This is a genomic window from Streptomyces boncukensis, assembly GCF_011045075.1.
Classification (GTDB): Bacteria; Actinomycetota; Actinomycetes; order Streptomycetales; family Streptomycetaceae; genus Streptomyces; species Streptomyces boncukensis.
In genome coordinates, this window is record NZ_JAAKZZ010000098.1 from 1 (window position 1) to 18,309 (window position 18,309).

General features: G+C 74.3%; 18 protein-coding genes. 10 read left to right on the plus strand and 8 right to left on the minus strand.

Annotation, left to right across the window (positions count from 1 at the left end; translation table 11 throughout):
• From G5C65_RS12320 to G5C65_RS12330, 3 genes are all read left to right on the plus strand, one after another.
• On the plus strand, positions 1-1,206 hold a 1,206-nt coding region (locus G5C65_RS12320; RefSeq protein WP_165298821.1), incomplete at its 5' end, for an acyl-CoA dehydrogenase family protein.
• Positions 1,203-2,708 (plus strand): aldehyde dehydrogenase family protein, encoded by a 1,506-nt coding sequence (locus G5C65_RS12325; protein WP_165298822.1) that lies wholly within the window; start codon positions 1,203-1,205, stop codon positions 2,706-2,708. The genes G5C65_RS12320 and G5C65_RS12325, both read left to right, overlap by 4 nt.
• Positions 2,709-2,787: 79 nt before the next feature.
• On the plus strand, positions 2,788-3,855 hold the full coding sequence (locus G5C65_RS12330) for an alcohol dehydrogenase catalytic domain-containing protein (protein ID WP_165298823.1): 1,068 nt from the start codon (positions 2,788-2,790) through the stop codon (positions 3,853-3,855).
• On the opposite strand, the gene G5C65_RS12335 is transcribed toward G5C65_RS12330, so the two are convergent.
• A complete protein-coding gene (locus tag G5C65_RS12335; RefSeq protein WP_165298824.1) occupies positions 3,845-4,840 on the minus strand; it encodes a GlxA family transcriptional regulator in 996 nt (331 codons plus the stop codon). The two genes, G5C65_RS12330 and G5C65_RS12335, sit on opposite strands and share 11 nt — an antisense overlap.
• 70 nt (positions 4,841-4,910) lie before the next feature.
• Here G5C65_RS12335 and G5C65_RS12340 point away from each other — a divergent pair, with 70 nt between their 5' ends.
• Complete coding sequence (locus G5C65_RS12340) at positions 4,911-6,239, plus strand: MFS transporter (RefSeq protein WP_420903302.1); 1,329 nt, start codon at positions 4,911-4,913, stop codon at positions 6,237-6,239.
• 22 nt (positions 6,240-6,261) lie between these two features.
• Here the strand turns inward: G5C65_RS12340 and G5C65_RS12345 are convergent, their stop codons facing one another.
• Positions 6,262-7,266: a GlxA family transcriptional regulator gene (locus tag G5C65_RS12345; protein ID WP_165298825.1), complete on the minus strand. Its 1,005-nt coding sequence runs from the start codon at positions 7,264-7,266 to the stop codon at positions 6,262-6,264.
• A gap of 82 nt (positions 7,267-7,348) precedes the next feature.
• Between G5C65_RS12345 and G5C65_RS12350 the strand changes: the two genes are divergently transcribed.
• A complete protein-coding gene (locus tag G5C65_RS12350) occupies positions 7,349-8,137 on the plus strand; it encodes an NAD(P)H-dependent oxidoreductase (RefSeq protein ID WP_165298826.1) in 789 nt (262 codons plus the stop codon).
• Here G5C65_RS12350 and G5C65_RS12355 read toward each other — a convergent pair.
• The 3 genes from G5C65_RS12355 to G5C65_RS12365 all read right to left on the minus strand — a co-directional run bounded on the left by G5C65_RS12355 (position 8,104) and on the right by G5C65_RS12365 (position 12,018).
• Positions 8,104-8,742: a flavin reductase family protein gene (locus G5C65_RS12355; RefSeq protein ID WP_241265743.1), complete on the minus strand. Its 639-nt coding sequence runs from the start codon at positions 8,740-8,742 to the stop codon at positions 8,104-8,106. The genes G5C65_RS12350 and G5C65_RS12355 overlap by 34 nt on opposite strands.
• A gap of 89 nt (positions 8,743-8,831) precedes the next feature.
• Positions 8,832-9,683 carry an enoyl-CoA hydratase/isomerase family protein gene (locus tag G5C65_RS12360; protein ID WP_165298827.1) on the minus strand — a complete coding sequence of 284 codons (852 nt, stop codon included), beginning with the start codon at positions 9,681-9,683 and terminating at the stop codon, positions 8,832-8,834.
• A gap of 49 nt (positions 9,684-9,732) precedes the next feature.
• Entirely contained in the window at positions 9,733-12,018 is a 2,286-nt protein-coding gene (locus tag G5C65_RS12365; RefSeq protein WP_165298828.1) for an acetate--CoA ligase family protein, read from the minus strand.
• A gap of 133 nt (positions 12,019-12,151) precedes the next feature.
• On the opposite strand from G5C65_RS12365, the gene G5C65_RS12370 reads away from it, so the two are divergent.
• Together G5C65_RS12370 and G5C65_RS12375 are read left to right on the plus strand one after the other, a co-directional pair.
• Complete coding sequence (locus G5C65_RS12370) at positions 12,152-12,616, plus strand: Zn-ribbon domain-containing OB-fold protein (protein WP_165298829.1); 465 nt, start codon at positions 12,152-12,154, stop codon at positions 12,614-12,616.
• Positions 12,617-12,679: 63 nt separating this feature from the next.
• The gene (locus G5C65_RS12375) at positions 12,680-13,204 is read left to right on the plus strand and encodes a GNAT family N-acetyltransferase (protein ID WP_165298836.1); all 525 of its coding nucleotides are present in this window, start codon (positions 12,680-12,682) and stop codon (positions 13,202-13,204) included.
• Here the strand turns inward: G5C65_RS12375 and G5C65_RS12380 are convergent.
• Together G5C65_RS12380 and G5C65_RS12385 are read right to left on the minus strand one after the other, a co-directional pair.
• Positions 13,192-13,998 carry a polysaccharide deacetylase family protein gene (locus G5C65_RS12380; RefSeq protein ID WP_420903303.1) on the minus strand — a complete coding sequence of 269 codons (807 nt, stop codon included), beginning with the start codon at positions 13,996-13,998 and terminating at the stop codon, positions 13,192-13,194. The genes G5C65_RS12375 and G5C65_RS12380 overlap by 13 nt on opposite strands.
• 115 nt (positions 13,999-14,113) lie before the next feature.
• Positions 14,114-15,286 carry a thiolase C-terminal domain-containing protein gene (locus G5C65_RS12385; protein ID WP_165298830.1) on the minus strand — a complete coding sequence of 391 codons (1,173 nt, stop codon included), beginning with the start codon at positions 15,284-15,286 and terminating at the stop codon, positions 14,114-14,116.
• Positions 15,287-15,399: 113 nt separating this feature from the next.
• Here G5C65_RS12385 and G5C65_RS12390 point away from each other — a divergent pair, with 113 nt between their 5' ends.
• Both G5C65_RS12390 and G5C65_RS12395 read left to right on the plus strand, forming a co-directional pair.
• Positions 15,400-16,656: an acyl-CoA dehydrogenase family protein gene (locus G5C65_RS12390; protein ID WP_165298831.1), complete on the plus strand. Its 1,257-nt coding sequence runs from the start codon at positions 15,400-15,402 to the stop codon at positions 16,654-16,656.
• A 124-nt stretch (positions 16,657-16,780) separates the two neighbouring features.
• A complete protein-coding gene (locus G5C65_RS12395; protein WP_165298832.1) occupies positions 16,781-17,278 on the plus strand; it encodes a nitroreductase/quinone reductase family protein in 498 nt (165 codons plus the stop codon).
• Here the strand turns inward: G5C65_RS12395 and G5C65_RS12400 are convergent.
• Positions 17,271-17,918, minus strand: coding sequence for a TetR family transcriptional regulator (locus G5C65_RS12400; protein ID WP_165298833.1), 648 nt, complete (start codon positions 17,916-17,918; stop codon positions 17,271-17,273). The genes G5C65_RS12395 and G5C65_RS12400 overlap by 8 nt on opposite strands.
• A 153-nt stretch (positions 17,919-18,071) precedes the next feature.
• On the opposite strand from G5C65_RS12400, the gene G5C65_RS39155 reads away from it, so the two are divergent.
• A partial coding sequence (locus tag G5C65_RS39155) for a VOC family protein (protein WP_478501603.1) occupies positions 18,072-18,309 on the plus strand: 238 nt, incomplete at its 3' end.

The following is an 18,309-nucleotide window of genomic DNA, read 5'->3' on the forward strand; positions in this document are numbered from 1 at the left end:
GGAGGGGGAGCGGGGGAGCCTGCCGACGCGCACCCGGTCCGCCGGGCCCGCTCCGGGAGCGCGCACGAGGAGATCGCCGCACGCCGCCGCTGGGAGCGTGCGCTCGGCGGCGCCGGGTGGATCGGCCTCGGCTGGGACCGTACGCACGGCGGCTACGGCAACCGCACCGCCACCCTCACCCAGCAGGTGGTCTGGGCGGAGGAGTACGCCCGCGCGGGCGCACCCGGACGCGTCGGGCACATCGGCGAGAACCTCCTCGCCCCCACCCTGCTCGCACACGGCACCGAGGAGCAGCGCCGGCGCTTCCTCCCCGCCATCGCGCGCGGCGAGGAGCTGTGGTGCCAGGGCTACAGCGAACCGGAGGCGGGCTCAGACCTCGCCGGGGTGCGTACCGCCGCCGAACCCGACCCCGGGAACACCGGCGCATATCGGCTCACCGGGCAGAAGATCTGGACCTCGCTCGCCCAGGACGCCGACTGGTGCTTCGTCCTCGCGCGCACCGAGCGGGGCGCCACGGGCCATCGCGGACTCTCCTTCCTCCTGGTGCCGATGGACCAGCCGGACCGGATCGACGTCCGGCCGATCCGCCAGATGTCGGGCACGGCCGAGTTCAACGAGGTGTTCTTCGACGGCGCCCTCGCCCGCGCCGAACACCGGGTCGGCGCCGAGGGCGACGGGTGGCGCGTCGCCACGGGGCTCCTCGCGCGCGAGCGCGGGGTGTCCACCCTCGTCCAGCAGATCGGCTTCGCCGCCGAACTGGACGAGGTGCTGCGCCTCGCCCTGCGCTCCGGCGCGGCCCGCCGCGACCCCGTGCTGCGCGACCAGCTCATCCGCGCCTGGGCCGAGCTGAAGACCATGCGCTGGAACGCCCTCAGCACCCTGGGCGCCGACCCGCGCGAGGGCCTGCGGTCGCCTCCCGGCGACGGCGCGTGCGCCGACCGGGACGACCCGGGCGCCCCCAGCGTCGCCAAGCTGCTCTGGGCCGGCTGGCACCAGCGCCTCGGCGAGCTCGCCATGCGGGTGCGCGGCGCCGCGGCGGCCCTCGGCCCGGCCGACTGGTCGCCGGAGAGCCCCTACGAACTCGACGCCTGGCAGCGGCTGTTCCTCTTCAGCCGGGCCGACACCCTCTACGGCGGCTCGGACGAGATCCAGCGCGGCATCCTCGCCCAGCGTGTGCTGGGCCTGCCGAGGGAGGCACGCCCGTGACGACGACCACCCGCACGACGACGCCCCGCACGACGCCCCCGCGCGCCTATCAGCACTGGATCGACGGCGCGTGGCGGCAGCCGGAGGACGGCCACTACGAGATCACCAACCCCGCGACCGAGGAGCCGGTCGGCCACGCGCCGGAGGGCGCCGGGGCCGAGATCGACGCCGCCGTGCGGGCCGCCCGAGCGGCCCAGGAGTCCTGGGCCGCCACTCCTCCCCGCGAGCGGGCCGCCGTGCTGGACCGCGTCGCCGACCTGCTCACCGAGCGGGGCCCGGACCTGGTGCCGCTGATCCAGGCCGAGACCGGTGCCACCCTGCGGGTCGCGCGCGGGATGCAGGTGCCCACGGCCGCCGAGCGCTTCCGCCGCTACGCGCGCGGCGCCCTGGAGCCCGACACGGTGCCGCTGGCGCCGCAGCCCGTGCAGGCGAGCGCCCTCGCCCCCGGCGGCCTGATCGGCGCGGCGGCCGTGCGCCGCCCGATCGGGGTCGTCGGCTGCATCACCTCCTACAACTTTCCCGTGGTCAACCTCGCGGGGAAGGCCGCGCCCGCGCTCGCCACGGGCAACGCCGTCGTCTGCAAACCGGCACCGCAGGATCCCCTGGGCTGTCTGGAGCTGGGCCCGCTGCTCCAGGAGGCGGGGCTTCCCGACGGGCTCTACAACGTGGTCACCGGCTCGGGCGCCGGGACCGGGGAGGCCCTGGTCGCACATCCGGACGTAGACATGATCAGCTTCACTGGCTCCACCTCCGTGGGACGGCGGATCGCGGCGGCAGCGGGCCGCACGATGAAACGGACTCTGCTGGAACTGGGCGGAAAGGGCGCCGCACTGGTCCTGGAGGACGCGGACGACAGGATCCGCGCGGCAGCTGTGCACTCGGTCGCCTCGACCTGGGCCTTCCACAGCGGCCAGATCTGCACGGCGCCGACTCGCGTGCTCGTACACCGCTCGCACTACGACGAGTTCGTGACTGCCCTTTCACGCTACGCGGCGTCCCTGACCGTTGGCGATCCCTCGGACGAGCGAACCGTGGTCGGCCCGTTGATCTCGGCGGCCCAGCGCGACCGCGTCGAGGCCGGAGTGCGGGCAGCGCGCGCCGAGGGCGCCGAGGTCCTCGCGGGCGGAGCGCGCCCCGCGCCCCGGACCGGCTTCTATGTGGCCCCGACACTCGTCGTGAACGTCGGCCCCGAGATGGCCATCGCCCGCGAGGAGCTGTTCGGCCCGGTCGTGGTCGCCCTCCCCTTCGAGGACGACGACGAGGCGGTGCGGATCGCGAACGGGACCCGGTACGGGCTCTACGACTACGTGTTCAGCGGCGACGCGGGCCGCGCCTGGCGCCTGGCGGCCCGGCTGCGCAGCGGCAGCGTCGGCATCAACACCGTCCAGCGGCACCCCGAGTCGCCGTTCGGCGGCTGCAAGGACTCCGGAGTCGGCCGGGACGGCGGCTCGTTCGGGCTGCACGCGTACACCGAGCTCCAGTCCGTCGTCTGGCCGTCCTGAGCCGGAGCCGGACCGGAGCCGAGCGGGGAGCCGGACCGGAGCCGGGAGTGCGGCCCTTCTAGCGCGGGAGTGAACAGCCATGAGAGGTGTCATCTGCGAGGGCGAGGGGGCCCGGGTCGTCGACGACCTGGAGGTGCGTGCTCCCGGCCCCGGCGAGGTCCTGGTCGGTCTGCGGGCCGCCGGGATGTGCCACAGCGACCTGTCCGTCCTCGACGGGACGATCCCCTTTCCCCGGCCCGTCGTCCTCGGACACGAGGGCGCCGGAGTGGTCGAGGAGGTGGGCGAGGGCGTCCGGCACGTCGCCCCGGGCGACCATGTGGCGCTGTCCACGATCGCGAACTGCGCGGCCTGTGCCGCGTGCGCCCGGGGGCGGCCCACGATGTGCCGTGCCGCCATCGGCCGGCCCAGGCGGCCGTTCTCCCGCGCGGACGGCACGCTCCACAACTTCGCCGCGGTCTCCGCCTTCGCCGAGCGCACCGTCGTCCAGGCCGTCCAGGTGGTCCGGATCCCGGACGGCATCCCGTTCACCTCCGCCGCGCTCATCGGCTGCGGCGTGCTGACCGGCGTGGGCGCGGTGCTGAACCGGGCCCGGGTGGAGCGGGGCGACTCGGTCGTGGTCATCGGCGCCGGCGGGGTCGGGCTGAACGTCCTCCAGGGCGCCCGGATCGCCGGGGCTGCGCACATCGTGGCGGTGGACGCCAACCCGGACAAGGAGGGCGTGGCCCGGCAGTTCGGCGCCACCCGCTTCGTGGACGCCTCCGCCGTGCCGGACACCGTCGCGGCCGTCCGGGACGCCCTGCCGGACGGCGCCGACCACACCTTCGAGTGCGTCGGCCGCACCGCGCTCGTCCGGCAGGCCATCGACCTGCTCGGACCGCACGGCCAGGCAGTGCTGCTGGGCGTGCCGCCCGCCGCCGCGGAGGCGTCCTTCCAGGTCTCCTCGCTCTACCTGGACAAGGCGGTCCTCGGCTGCCGCTACGGCTCGGCCCGGCCGCAGCGCGACATCGCCCTCTACGCCGACCTCTACACCCGAGGACAGCTCCTGCTGGACGAACTGGTCACCGCGGTCTACCCGGTGGCCGACTTCGACAAGGCGGCCGAGGACACCCGGGGCGGCCGGGTGGCACGCGGAGTGCTCACGTTCTGACGGAGAACGTGCGCCGGTAGGCCGAAGGGGAGACACCGAGCGCCGCCTGGAAGTGCGCCCGCAGGGACGCGGACGAGCCGAAGCCCGCGTCCGCCGCCACCCGGTCCACCGGCAGACCGCTGTCCTCCAGCAACTGCCGCGCCCGCTCGACGCGCTGCTGGGTCAGCCAGCGCTGCGGACTGAGGCCGGTCTCCTCCCGGAAGCGCCGGGTGAAGGTACGGACGCTCATCGCCTCCTGGGCCGCCAGCTCGCGCAGGGTCAGCGGCCGGTCCAGATGGCGCAGCGCCCAGGCGCGCGCGGTGCCGGTGGTGTGGATGTCCGGCTGCGGCACCGGACGCTCGGTGAACTGCGCCTGGCCGCCGCTGCGCTGCGGCGGTACGACGGTGCGCCGCGCCACCGCGTTGGCCACCTGGGACCCGAAGTCGCTACGGACCATGTGCAGGCACAGGTCGATACCGGACGCCACGCCCGCCGAGGTCAGCACGTCGCCTTCGTCGACGTAGAGCACATCGGGCTCCAGGCGGACGCGCGGGAACAGCGAGCGGAAGTGGTCGGCGGACACCCAGTGCGTGGTCGCCCTGCGGCCGTCCAGCAGCCCGGCCGCCGCCAGGACGAACGCGCCCGTGCAGATGGAGGCGATCCGGGCCGTCGGCCGGATCCGGGCGAGCGCGTCGGCGAGGTTCCTGCCCAGCGCGCCTGTGGAGTGCGGCTCGTCGCTCCCGTGCGCCGCCGGAACGATCACGGTGTCGGCCTCCTCCAGCGCCTCGGGGCCGTACGCGACATTGACCGTGAAATCGGCGTCCGTACGGACCGCGCCCGGCGCCGGAACGTCCGCCGTGCAGGTCACCACCTCGTACAGCGGCTCGCCTTCCGCCGTCTTCGCCCGGCCCATCAGCCGGTGCGGGATGCCGAGCTCGATGGGCAGGAGGCCGTGGCGGACGAGCACGGCCACGCGGTGGCGGCCCGGGTGCCGGAAGACGCTCATGGCCCGATCCTCGCACATCATGGCCTCCCGGCCACTCGTCCGCGGTGACCGGCCTCCGGAGACTCGTTGCGTGACGAACACGACCGATTCCCACGTCAGAGACGGCCGTCCCGCGGCTGCCCGGCAGCGCGGGCCGCGGGGACGCCGGCCGCGCCCGCACCGCGCCTGGGGCGTCGCGGCCGTGACCTTCGTGACGATCATCGGAGCCGCGGGTTTCGCGTCCATGCCGGGCCTGCTCGTCGACCCGCTGCACGAGGAGTTCGGATGGTCGCGCGGCACCATCGGGCTCGCCGTCTCGGTGAACCTCGCGCTGTACGGGCTGACCGCACCGTTCGCGGCCGCCCTGATGGACCGCTTCGGCATCCGCCGGGTGGTCGCCTGCGCGCTCGCCACCATCGCCGCCGGAGCGGCGCTCACGACCGTGATGACGACCAGCTGGCAGCTCGTGCTCTTCTGGGGCGTCCTGGTGGGCCTGGGCAGCGGCTGCATGGCGCTCGCCTTCTCGGCGACCGTCACCAACCGCTGGTTCGTGCGCCGCAAGGGGCTGGTGACCGGGATCCTGACCGCGGCCGGGGCCTCGGGGCAGCTGGTCTTCCTGCCGCTGCTGTCCTGGCTGATCGAGGAGTACGCCTGGCGCCCCGCGGCCGTGACCGTCGCGCTCACCGCACTGGCCGTGGTGCCGTTCGTCTGGCTGCTGCTGCGCGACCACCCGGCGGACGTCGGGCTCGCGCCGTACGGCGCGAAGGAGTTCGTCCCCAAACCGCCGCCCCGTCGGGGCGCGGGCAGACGCGCGCTGGACGTGCTCTTTCAAGCGGCCCGCACGGGGCCCTTCTGGCTGCTCGCCGGGACCTTCGCGATCTGCGGTGCGACCACCAACGGACTGGTCAAGGTCCACTTCGTACCGTCCGCGCACGATCACGGGATGCCGGTGACGGCCGCGGCCGGGCTGCTGGCGGTGATCGGGGTCTTCGACATCGTGGGCACCGTCGCGTCCGGCTGGCTCACCGACCGCTTCGAGGCGCGCCGGCTGCTCGCGGTGTACTACGGGCTGCGCGGTGTCTCGCTCATGTTCCTGCCGATGCTGCTGGCGCCCAGCGTGCACCCGCCGATGCTCTTCTTCATCGTCTTCTACGGCCTCGACTGGGTCGCCACCGTGCCGCCGACGCTGGCGCTGTGCCGGGAGCACTTCGGCGACGACAGCGCGATCGTCTTCGGCTGGGTGCTCGGATCGCACCAGATCGGCGCGGGGCTGGTCGCCGTCCTGGGCGGGATGGCGCGGGACGTGTTCGGCTCCTACGACGTCGTCTGGTACGCCTGCGGCGCGCTGTGCGCCGTCGCGGCGCTGATGTCCATGGTGATCCGGAGCGAGGGCCGGGCGGAGCCGGCGCCGGCCCGGTAGGCCGCGCCCGTGCCGGTCCCGCTCAGTCGTACGCGGGCTCGTCCCGCCCCCGGAAGGTGCGGCGGTAGGCGCGGGGCGAGACGCCGATCAGGGCCCGCATGTGCTGCCGCAGCGACGCTCCCGTACCGAACCCCGCGTCCGCCGCCACCCGGTCGACGCTCAGCTCCGTCTCCTCCAGGAGCTGCCGCGCGTGGTCGATGCGCTGCCGGGTGAGCCACTGCACCGGGGTCTGCCCGGTCTCCTCGCGGAACCGTCTGCTGAAGGTCCGCACGCTCATCGCCTCCTGCTCCGCCAGCTCGCTCAGGGTGATCGGGCGGTCCAGACGGCGCAGCGCCCAGGCGCGCGCCCGGCCGGTGGAGGAGCTCTGCTCGGGCGGCACCGGCCGGGGGATGTACTGGGCCTGCCCGCCGTCCCGGTGCGGGGGCACCACCGTGCGGCGGGCCACGCGGTTGGCCGTCGCCGTGCCGTGGTCGCGCCGGATGAGGTGGAGGCACAGGTCGATGCCGGACGCCTCGCCCGCCGAGGTCAGCACGTCGCCCTCGTCCACGTAGAGCACGTCGGGGTCCAGCGTGATGTGCGGGAAGTGCGCCCGGAACTCGGGCACCGACCGCCAGTGCGTGGTCGCCCTGCGGCCGTCCAGCAGCCCGGCGGCCGCCAGGACGAAGGCGCCGGTGCAGATGGAGGCGACCCGGGCGCCGGGCCGGATGTGCGACAGCGCGCGGGCGACCGGCCCGGACAGCCGTCCGTCCGTCTCGTCCGGCTCGTGGGTCGCCGGGACGAGCACCGTGCCGGCCTCCTCCAGGGCCCGAGGGCCGTGCGCGACCTGGATCGGGAAGTCGGCGTCCGTGCGGATGGTGCCCGGTTCCGGGGCGCAGGTCACCACCTCGTACAGCGGCTCGTCCGCCGGGGTTCTGGCGTAGCCGAACAGCTGGTGCACCAGCCCGAGCTCCATCGGCATCACGCCGGGGCGCACCAGGACGGCCACCCGGTGCCGGTCGCGGCCGGGCCGCTGACTGCCTGTCCTCATGACCAGATTATGGCCAGATTCTTTCATACGCTGTCAATACGGCCACTCGTTCCGGGTGGCCCGTACCCGCAGGATCGTGGTCATGAAGGTGCTCTGGATATTCGCCCACCCGGAACCCCACTCCCTCGGCAGCGCGCTGCGCACCGAGGGAATCGGCGCACTGCGGGAGCACGGGCACGAGGTCGTGGAGTCGGACCTGTACTCCATGGAGTGGAAGCCGACGGTGGACCGCGCGGACTTCCCGTCCGCCGGGGACGGCCGGCTGCTGATCGGGGACGCGCAGGAGGACGCGTACACCGGCGGGCGGCTCAGCCCGGACATCCGCGCCGAGCATGACAAGATCGCCTGGGCGGACACCCTGGTCCTGCACTTCCCCCTGTGGTGGTTCGGCCCGCCCGCCATCCTCAAGGGCTGGTTCGACAGGGTGCTGGTCCAGGGCTTCGCGTTCGGCGTCAAGGACGAGCACGGGCGGACCCGGCGCTACGGGGACGGCGGGCTCGCCGGGAAGCGCGCCATGGTCCTCACCTCGGTCGGCGCCCGCGCGTCGGGCTTCGGCCCGCGCGGTATCCACGGCCATGTGCACGACATGCTCTTCCCGCTGCACCACGGCACGTTCTGGTACACCGGCATGGACACGCTGCCCCCCTTCGTCGTCTACGGCGCCGACCGGTACACGCAGGCGGACTTCACGGAGTGCGCTTCGGCGCTGCGGGAACGGATGCGCGGACTGGACACGGACACACCGCTCCCCTTCCGGCACGAGCGGAGCGGCGACTACGACGACGACCTGGTGCTCCGTGCGGACCTCGCGCCCGGCGTGACGGGCTTCCCGGCGCACTACACCGAGAACGTCCCCAGGACTCCCCGGTGAAACAGCAGCGGCGCGCGGCCCCCGCCCTCCGCGTCGCCCCCGTCCTTCGCGTCCAGCGCGCGCACGCGCCCGACGACGATGAGGTGGTCGCCGCCGGTGTGCACCGCGTGGATCGCGCAGTCGATCCACGCGGGCACGCCGTCCAGCAGCGGCGATCCCGTGGCGGGGGACGGCGCGTGCGCGACGCCGTCGAACTTGTCCCCGCCGCGCGCCGCGAACGCGTCGCACAGCGCCCGCTGTCCGGCCGCCAGGATGTTCACGCAGAAGACGCCCGCGCGGGCGATACGGGGCCACGTCGTGGACGTCCGCGCGACCATGAAGGAGACGAGCGGAGGGTCGAGCGACAGGGAGGCGAACGACTGGCAGGCGAACCCGGCCGGGCCCGCCTCACCCTCGGCGGCGGGGGCGGTGACCACCGTGACGCCGGAGGCGAAGTTCCCCAGCACGCGCCGGAACTCGGCCGGGCTCACGGGGGCGCGCTCGTCCTCGTGGACGGCGCGCAGGGGCGGACGGGGGAGCGGGGCGTCGCCGTCGGCATGCGCGGAGGGCGCCCCGGCCGTCCGTAGGAGCCGCACCGCGGTGGCCGCCATTCCGGCGTGTCCCATCATGCCCCCATTGAAGCCGTTGTTTCCTCGGAGAGGAAGGGCCGAAGCCCGCTCCTTGCCGGCCCTGCGCCCCGCCCGCCGGGCACGCCCTACCGCCCTTCGAAGACGGCCGGGCGGCGTTCCGCGAACGCGGTCAGGCCCTCCTGGGCGTCCCGGGTCGCCATGTTGAGCTCCTGCGCCTGCGCCTCCGCGGCGAAGGAGGCCGAACGTCCGGCCTCCAGCGAGTCGTTGACCAGTCGCTTCGTCAGCGCCAGCGCCCGTGTGGGGCCCTGCGCCAGCCGCTCGGCCCAGGCGCGCGCCGTCTGCGTCAGCTCACCGCCCGCGACCACGCGGTTGACCAGCCCCAGCCGCTCCGCGTCCGCGGCGGACAGCGCGTCGCCGAAGAACATCAGCTCCTTCGCCCGCTGCGGCCCCACCAGCCGCGGCAGCAGATAGCAGCCTCCGCCGTCCGGCACCAGGCCGCGGCGCGCGAACACCTCGGTGAACGCGGCCTCCTCGGCCGCCAGCACCAGGTCGCAGGCGAGCGCGAGATGGGCGCCGAGCCCGGCCGCGGTGCCGTTGACGGCGGCCAGCACCGGCTTCTCGCAGTCCAGCACGGCCGCGATGAGCCGCTGTGCGCCCCGCTCGACGGTCCGGGCCACGTCCCCTGGCGCCCGCGCGCGCCCGGCGCCGGGGGCGCCTCGGAGATCGGCGCCTGCGCAGAAGCCCCGGCCACGCCCGGTGAGCACGACGGCACGTACGGCCGGGTCCGCCGAGGCGTCGGCGAGCAGTGCGATCAGGCGCTCCCGCTGGTCCCAGGTGAGGGCGTTGAGAGCCTCGGGGCGGTCGAGAGCGAGCCAGCGGACGGCGTTGTCAGTGGCCTGGGTTACAACGGAGTCCACGGGCCGCTCCCGGGACTCCCGCCCGGGACCCGCGGCTTCGGGGGAGGAGGTCGAGGTCATCGTGTGCAGATTCCCTTCGCAGTTCCCTGCACGGCCGCCGGCCGTGCGGTCAGCCGCAGACGGCGAGCGCGTCCAGTGCCACCGCGCCCTGCCCGCGCTCCAGCACCACCAGCGGGTTGATGTCCAGCTCGGCCAGCAGGCCGGGCGCCGTGCCGCTCAGCTCCAGTGCCATCCGCTGGACCCGCAGGACGACCTCGACCAGCGCGTCCACGTCCGCCGGCGGCCTGCCGCGCACCCCGTCGAGGAGCGCCCTGCCGCGCAGTTCGCCGATCAGGTCCCGCGCGGCCTCCTCGCCGAACGGCGGGATCCGCACGGCGGTGTCGCGCAGCACCTCCACCAGCACCCCGCCGAGCCCTGCCGTGACCGTCGGCCCGAACACCGCGTCCTGCGAGACGCCCACGACCATCTCCACGCCGGGGTCGACCATCTGGCAGACCAGGACCCCGTCCAGCTCGATGCCCTCGCAGCGGGCGACCTCGGTCAGCTCCCGGTATGTCTCGCGGACCTGGCTGGCCGAGGTCAGCGCGACCTTCACCAGCCCGTAGTCGCTCTTGTGGGCGAGCTGCGGGGCGGACGCCTTCATGACCACCGGGTAGCCGACCTGCGCGGCGGACCGGACGGCACCGGCCGCGCTCGTGACGAGCTGCTCCCGCGGCACGCGGATCCCGTACGCGCGCAGCAGCTGCTTGGCGGCGTGCTCGCTGAGCCGCTCGCCCGGCCGGAGCAGTTCCCGCGCCTTGCGGAAGGACGGAGAGGGTGTGCGCGGCGCGCTGTCGAAGGGCGAGCGGTAGTCGCGGATGAAGCGGTGGTGCCCGAGGTAGGCCCGGACGGCGTTCACGCAGTTGGCGAAGGTGCGGAAGGTGGCCACCCGCGAGGAGCCCAGGAGCGTGTGCCGGTAGGCGTCCTCGGTGCCGACGGGCGAGCCCCACACGACGCAGACCAGCTTGTCCGTCTCCTCCGCCGCGTCGGCCAGGTCCTGCGCGAGCCTGTCGCTCATCGGGGGGAACGGACCCGTGATGGGGCAGATGAGGACGCCGATGTCCGGGTCGGCCAGGAGCGCGTCGATGATCTTCCGGCCCCGCCAGTCGCCCACGGGGTGTCCCCCGCAGTCGACCGGGTTGGCCACGGAGAGATAGCCGGGGATCCACTGGTGGAGCTCCGCCTGCTTCGCGGCCGACAGCGTGGGGAGCGTCAGCCCCGCGCCGGCGGCGAGGTCCGAGAGGTGCGCGCCGGTGCCGCCGGATATCGCGTAGACGGCCACGCCCTCCGCGCGCGGAGGGCGGGCGCGGGCCAGCAGGGCCGCGGTGTCCTGGAGCTCGTCCAGGCCGGCCACGCGGATCACGCCGCTCTGCCGCATCGCCGCGTCGGCCGTGGCGTCGGCGCCGGTCAGCTTGCCGGTGTGGGAGGCGGCGGTCCGCGCGCCGGTCTCGGTGCGGCCGACCTTCACGGCGACGACGGGCACGCCGCTCCGCGCCGCCCGGTCGGCGGCGAGCAGGAACGCGCGGCCGTCCCTGAGCCCTTCCACATATGCGGCGACGGCGCCGACCTCGGGCCGCGAGGCGAAGTACGAGACGAAGTCGGCTGTCTCCAGATCGGCCTCGTTCCCCGTCGGCGCCCAGTGGGACAGCCGGATGCCCAGCTCCTGCAGGGCGAAGACGGGGCGGCCCTGGTGGCCTGACTGGGTGATCAGCGCGATGGCCGGGCCATCGAGATCGTCGCGGAAGTGCTCGAAGGCGTTGAGGTTGGTGTTCGGGCCCAGCAGCCGCAGTCCGGCCCGCGCGGCGGCCTCGGCCAGCTTCCGCTGGGCCTCGGCACCCTCCGCACCGGTCTCGGCGAACCCCGAGGCGAAGACGACGGCGAACCCGGCCTTGGCCTCCGCAAGCTGCTCCAGCACGGGCAGCGGGTCGGCGACCAGCAGCACGGCCAGGTCGACCGGTCCGGGAAGCTCGGCGACGGAGCGGACGCAGGGCCGTCCGAAGACGGTGCTCCGCTGCGGGTGCACGGGGTGGAGCCGGGCGCCCACGCGCTCCGCCCAGTCGAACAGCTGTCGGGTGATTCCGGTGTTCGGCCGCCCCTCGGCATCGGAGGCGCCGACCACGGCCACGCTCTCCGGCCGGAAGAAGCGGTCCAGGTCGGGGACGGCGGCGTGCAGCGGGCGCCCGCTGACGTCGGGGTCCTGGGTGCGGGCGGCATCCGCTGCCGCGGCGCCGGCCCCGTCCGCCGACTCTCCCGCCCGCGCATGCACGGGACGGGTGTTCGGCGACTGCTCCGGGCAGGCCAGCACACGGGCGGAACGGGGGCCGGTGGTGAGGGTGCCGCGCGTCGATCCGAGCATCGTTCTCGCCACTCCTGTCACTGGCAACGTAACTGACGCTCTGTCAGATTACTGAACTGATGGGTCGTCAGGAAGTGTCCGGCGGCGATTGCCGGGCCGGCGTACCGCAGGAGAGCGGGAGGTGGCTGTTTCCATGGTCCGCAGTCAGGCGCGGTTCGATGTGCCGGAGCGAGACGAGTTCACCCGGCCGTACTGGGAGGCGGCGGCCCGGGGGCGGCTGCTCCTGCGCCGCTGCCGCGCGGCCGGGTGCGGCGCGGCGCACCACTATCCGCGCGAGTTCTGCCCGCGCTGCTGGAGCGAGGACGTCGTCTGGGAGGAGGCGAGCGGCCGGGCCACGCTCTACACCTGGTCCGTGGTGCACCGCAACGACCTGCCGCCGTTCGGGCAGCGGGTCCCGTATGTCGCGGCGGTGGTGCGGCTCGCCGAGGGGCCCCGCATGATGACGGAGGTCACCCACTGCCCGGACGCCCGGCTGCGGGTGGGAATGGAGCTGCGGGTGCACTTCCGCGCCGAGCCCCCCGGCGGCCCGGACAGCCCGGACAGCCCGGATGGTCCGGAGTTCGCGGTGCCGGTGTTCCGGCCCGCGGGGAGCGGCTGAGCCGGAGGTGGCGTACGTCACCCGCTCCCTCGCCGGAAGCCGTGGCAGGGTGCTGTCGTGGACATCGACGTTCGGGACGCGGCAGCCGGGGACTGGCCCGCCATCTGGCCCTTCCTCCAGGAGATCTGCGCCGCCGGGGAGGCCCTCCCCTACCCCCGCGACATCGGCGAGGAGGCGGCCCGCGCCCTGTGGATGGTCGGCCCGCCCGGCCGTACGACCGTCGCCGTGGACGACCGGGGCACCGTCCTGGGCACGGCCAATATGTACGCCAACCGCGCGGGCGGCGGGGCGCATATCTCCAGCGGCAGCTTCCTGGTGGACTCCCGGGCCCGCGGGCGCGGAGCCGGGCGGGCGCTGGGCGTGGACATGCTGGACTGGTCCCGGCGGCAGGGGTTCCGCGGGGTGCAGTTCAACGCCGTGGTGGAGCGCAACACCCCTGCCGTCGCGCTGTGGACCTCACTCGGCTTCGAGATCGTCGGCACCGTTCCCGGCGCTTTCCACCACCCGGTGGAGGGCTTCGTCGGGCTGCATGTGATGTTCCAGCGCCTGGAGCGCGGGGCGCCGCCGGAGACGGCCTACGGGCGGTAGACCTTACCCGGTTCCGGCGCGCCCGGTGCCAGCAGCTCGGGCACGGTGACGAACGTGTAGCCCTTCTTCTTCAGCGCCTTGATGATCCCGGGGACGGCGGGCACCGTGCCCTTGTAGATGTCGTGCAGCAGGATGATGCCGTCGCGGTCGGTCTGGTCGAGGACCCGCTTCCTGATCAGCGCGGAGTCGGTGGTCTTGTAGTCCTTCGCCGTCACGCTCCACAGCACCTGGGCGACGCCCAGCTCCCGGCACAGCTTGCTGACGTGCTCGTCCGTACGTCCCTGGGGCGGGCGCATCAGCCGGGGCGTGGTGCCGGTGAGCTGGCGCACCCGGCGCTGCACGCGGGATATCTCGTCGCGTACGTCGTCGTCCCCCAGGTCGGTGAGGATGCCGTGGGACCAGGTGTGGTTGGCGACCTCGTGCCCCTGGTCGGCGATCCGGCGCACCAGGTCCGGATGGCGTGTGATGTGCTTCTTGCCGAGCAGGAAGAATGTCGCGTGCACGTCCTCCCGCTTCAGGATGCGCAGCAGCCGCGGCGTGTTCTCGCTGGGCCCCGCGTCGAAGGTGAGGGCCACGCACTTGGCCTTGCGGCAGTCGGGGCGCCCGGCGCCCGGCGCGGGCTTGCTCTGGCTCTTGCCGTCGCTCTTCTCGGCGGCCGGATGCTGCCGGGCCTCGGCAGGAGAGGTGGTGTCCACCCGCGCGCAGCCGCTCAGCAGGAGCGAGGCCGCCGCGGTGGACAGCAGGGCCGTGGTCAGGGGCCCGGCGGTCTTCGACCGTATGGATGTGATCAGCACCCGGTGCACTATACATATGGTGTATACAGGCGGTTTGTACGAGTACCGGAAGCGGGCCCGCCGGGCGTCCCCCGGCCGCGGCGCGCCCGCCGTGTGCCCGCCGCCCGCCCGCTGCTCAGTCCCGGCCGAGGACGACCGTCCCCGAGGAGCAGAACCAGCCGCCCGTGCCCGAGGCGACCGCGAGCGCGGGCGGTGAACCGTCCCGCACGCGGACCTGGCGCCCGTCGCCCGCCTCGCCCCGCAGCTGCCGGACCGCCTCCACGAGCAGGAACAGGCCGCGCATGCCCGGATGGCAGGCCGACAGCCCGCCGCCGTCCGTGTTCACCGGCAGCGCGCCGTCCCGCAGCAGCCGCCCCCGCTCCACGAACGCGCCGCCCTCTCCTTTCGCGCAGAAGCCCAGGTCTTCGAGTGTGACGAGGGTCATATAGGTGAAGGCGTCGTAGATCTCGGCGATGTCGATGTCGGCGGGGGCGACCCCGGCGCGGGCGAACGCGGCCCGCCCGGACGCCGCCGCGGGGGAGACCGTGAAGTCGTCCCACTCGGACAGGGCGGTGTGCGAGACGGCGGTGCCGGACCCGAGCACCCAGACCGGCGGTTTGGCCAGCTCCGGCACCAGATGCTCGCCGACCAGCAGCACGGCGCACCCTCCGTCCGACCGTACGCAGCAGTGCAGCTTGGTGAAGGGGTCCGCGATGAGGGGCCCGGACAGCACCTCGTCCACGGTGAGGGGGTCGCGGTACAGGGCGTCCGGATTGGAGGCGGCGTTCGCGCGCGCCTGGACGGCGACCTCGGCCAGCTGCTCCAGCGTGGTGCCGTACTGGTGCATATGGCGGCGCGCCGCCATGGCGTACTTGGCGACGAGGGTGTGTCCGTACGGTGCCTCGAACTGGAGCGGCCCGCGCGTGCCGAAGGAGAGCTCGGCGGTACGGCGGCGGGCCTTCAGGTCGGCGCGGGCCGTGGAGCCGTAGACGAGCAGCACGGCGCCCGCCTGTCCGCGCGCGACGGCGTCGGCGGCGTGCGCCGCCATGACCTCCCAGGTGGAGCCGCCCACGTGGGTGGAGTCCACCCAGGCGGGGCGCAGTCCCAGATAGTCGGCGATCTCCGCGGGGGCCAGCGTGCCCAGGCCGGCGGAGGCGAGGCCGTCGATGTGGTCGCGGGTGAGGCCGCCGCCCGCGTCCGCGAGCGCCCGGCGGGCGGCCTGGGCGTGGAGCGCGTGCGCGGTGGCGTGGTCGACGCGGCCGGTGTCGGAGAGTGCGACCCCGGCGATGGCTACCCGGCGTTCGGACATGGATCTGACGGTACATCAGATTCGTGCGGAACGACCCTGGGCATCCGCGGGCCGGGTTCCTACCATCGGTGGCCTGATGTGACGTCACGTCAGCTACCCGGAGGGAGCGGGCGATGGATGCCTCGTCCAGCGAGGAGCAGCGGGCGATCCGTACGGCGCTGCGCGACGTGCTGGCCAAGCGGTCAGGGCCGGGTGACGTCAGGGCCGCCGTGTGCACCGCGGCCGGGTACGACGAGGAGCTCTGGAGCGCCCTCGCGGGCCGGCTGGGGCTCCCCGGACTCGCGGTGCCCTGCGCCTACGGCGGGGCGGGCTGCGGCAGCGTGGAGCTCGCCCTCGCCTTCGAGGAGGCGGGACGCGTGCTGCTGCCCTCGCCGCTGTTCGCCACCTCGGCGCTCGCCGCGCCGCTGATCGCCCTGTGCGGCACCGAGGAGCAGCGCGGAGCGCTGCTGCCGCCCCTCGCGGCCGGGGAGGCCACCGCCACCCTCGCCGTCCCCGGGGGTGCGCTCGCGCGCGCCCTCGGCCTCGCGCCCGCCGGGGACGAGGCGGCGCGCACGGCGAACGGCTGCTGGTCGGGCGGCGGCCGTGCGGGCGGCATGCAGGCCCGCAGGACGGACGGCGGGTGGCGGCTGTTCGGGGAGGCCGGCCAGGTGCCGCACGGGCACACCGCCGGGCTGCTGCTCGTCGCCGCCCACACGGGCGGCTTCGCGCGCAGCCGGACCCTGCTCTTCCTGGTGCGCGGCAGCGCCCCTGGAACGGCACGCGCCCGGCAGACCGCGCTGGACGAGACCCGTGCGGTCGCCCGTGTCGAACTGCGGAACACACCCGCCGAGTTGCTCGGAGCGAACGACGAGAGCGACGCGGGGGAGGCGCTCGCCCGGCTGGGCCCCCGGGCCGCCGCCGTCCTGGCCGCCGAGGCGGTCGGCGCGGCGGACAGCGCGCTGGCGCGCACGGTGGACCATGTGAAGGCACGCCACCAGTTCGGCCGCCCGATCGGCTCCTTCCAGGCGGTGCAGCACCGGCTCGCGGATGTCCACGTCCAGGTGCGCGCCGCGCGGTCGGCCGCGTACTACGCCGCCTGGGCGGCCGACCACGCGCAGGCCGAAGCCGGTACGGCGGGCGGGCTCGCCCTCGCGCAGGGCCTGACGGCGCTCCGGCTGGCGGCGGGCGAGGCGGTGCAGCTGCACGGCGGCATCGGCTTCACCTGGGAGCACGAGGCGCACCTCTACTTCAAGCGCGCCGCCGGGGACGAGCTGCTCTTCGGACCGGTGCACAGACTGCGCACCGCGGCGGCCGAGCGGGCGGGCCTGAGCGGAGGCCGAACGGCGGCCGACAGCGCGGTGGCGGCACTCGCCGCCGTACCGCCCGCCTGACGCACGCCCGCCTGACGCACGCCCGCCTGACGCACGCCCGCCTGACGCACGCCCGTCCGGGGTGCGGACGGTGTGCCCGTCCGGCGCGTGCGGGAAGTGTCCGTCCGAGCGGAGTGGAGGAGCCATGGCACACAGGACGAAGACCATCCAGCGGGTCTCCGCCACACGGACCTTCGCCAGGGTCGCGCCGTACGTCGTGCCGGCGCTGGACCGCGCGGTGCACCGGCTGACCGGTGGCAGGGCCATGCTCAGCACGCGGATGCTGCCCGGCCTCGTGCTCATGTCGACCGGCGCCAGGAGCGGGCGGCCGCGCCGCACGCCGCTCGCGTGCATGCCGGAGCGGGAGGGCGGAAGCTGGCTGGTGATCGGCAGCAACTTCGGCAGGCAGGGGCACCCGGCCTGGACCGCGAACCTGCGGCACTGTCCGGACGCCGTCATCAGCTGGAACGGTACGGACATCCCCGTACGGGCATGCCAGTTGGAGGGGGCGGAACGGCAGGAGGCGTGGGAGAGGCTGCGGGAGTTCTGGCCGCCCTACGCGGCGTACCAGGCGCGCGTGGAACGGCAGCTGAGGATCTTCCGGCTGGAGCGCAGGGACGCGCCGGCCGGGCGCGCTACTTGACGGGCTTCTTCTGCGTGACGCCCAGGTGGACCAGCAGGGCCAGGCTGGGCTTCAGTTCGGCCTGTTTGACGCCCCAGCTCTGGAACCCCTTCTGGTGTCCCGCGACCGACGCGAGCATGGCGACCAGGGAGCCGGCGACCGCGTTGGCGTTGACGTCCTTGTCGACCTTGCCCTTGGACTGCAGGTCCTTGATGGCGTCGGCCAGGGAGTTGTTCACGGAGTTGAGGATCTTCATGCGGATCTTGTAGAACCGCTTGTCGCCCTCCGCCGCGCCCAGGTCGACCACCCGCAGGATGGCGTCGTTCTTCCGCCAGAACGTCAGGAAGCCCTCGACCAGGTCCTGCGCGGTCTGCCAGCCCGCCTTGCCCACCCAGGAGCGCCCGGCGGCGAGCTCGGTCAGCGACGCGCCCTCCTTCGCCATGGACTCGGCGATCTCCAGGACCGCGCCCTCGACGTCCGGGAAGTACTGGTAGAAGGTCGCTGGGGACGTGCCCGCTTTCCGTGCGACGTCGATGACCTTGACGTCGCGGTACGGCGAGGAGCTGAGCATCTCGCTGAGGCAGTCGAGCAGCTTCTGCCGCGTCGCCTGACCGCGGCGCCCGGCCACCCGGCCGTCGACGGTTCGAACTTGTCCTGTCATGCCGTCAGCTTACCGAGGGGTGATCTCCCCGCGATTCCTCCGCGTGCAAACGGGTGCGGCCCGGCTGTCAGTGGCGTCGGCGACACTCTCAGGCAGGGCACACGCCCGGCACCGGGGCCCCGCGCGGGCGGTGGGACGGAGGAGCGGCGAGGTATGGACGCGAGCGCACGGCACTTCGCGGAGGGGGAGCCCTGCTGGGCGGATGTCGGGCTGCCCGACGTCGAGCGGGGGAAGCGGTTCTACGGCGCGTTGCTCGGCTGGACGTTCGGCGGCCCGGAGCGCGGCCCGGAGCGCGCCCCCGGCGTCCGGGCCCTGCTCGACGGGGCGGAGGCGGCCGGTCTGGAGCAGGCCGGTCTGGAGCGGGCCGGGCAGGCGGCGGCCGGGCCGGAGC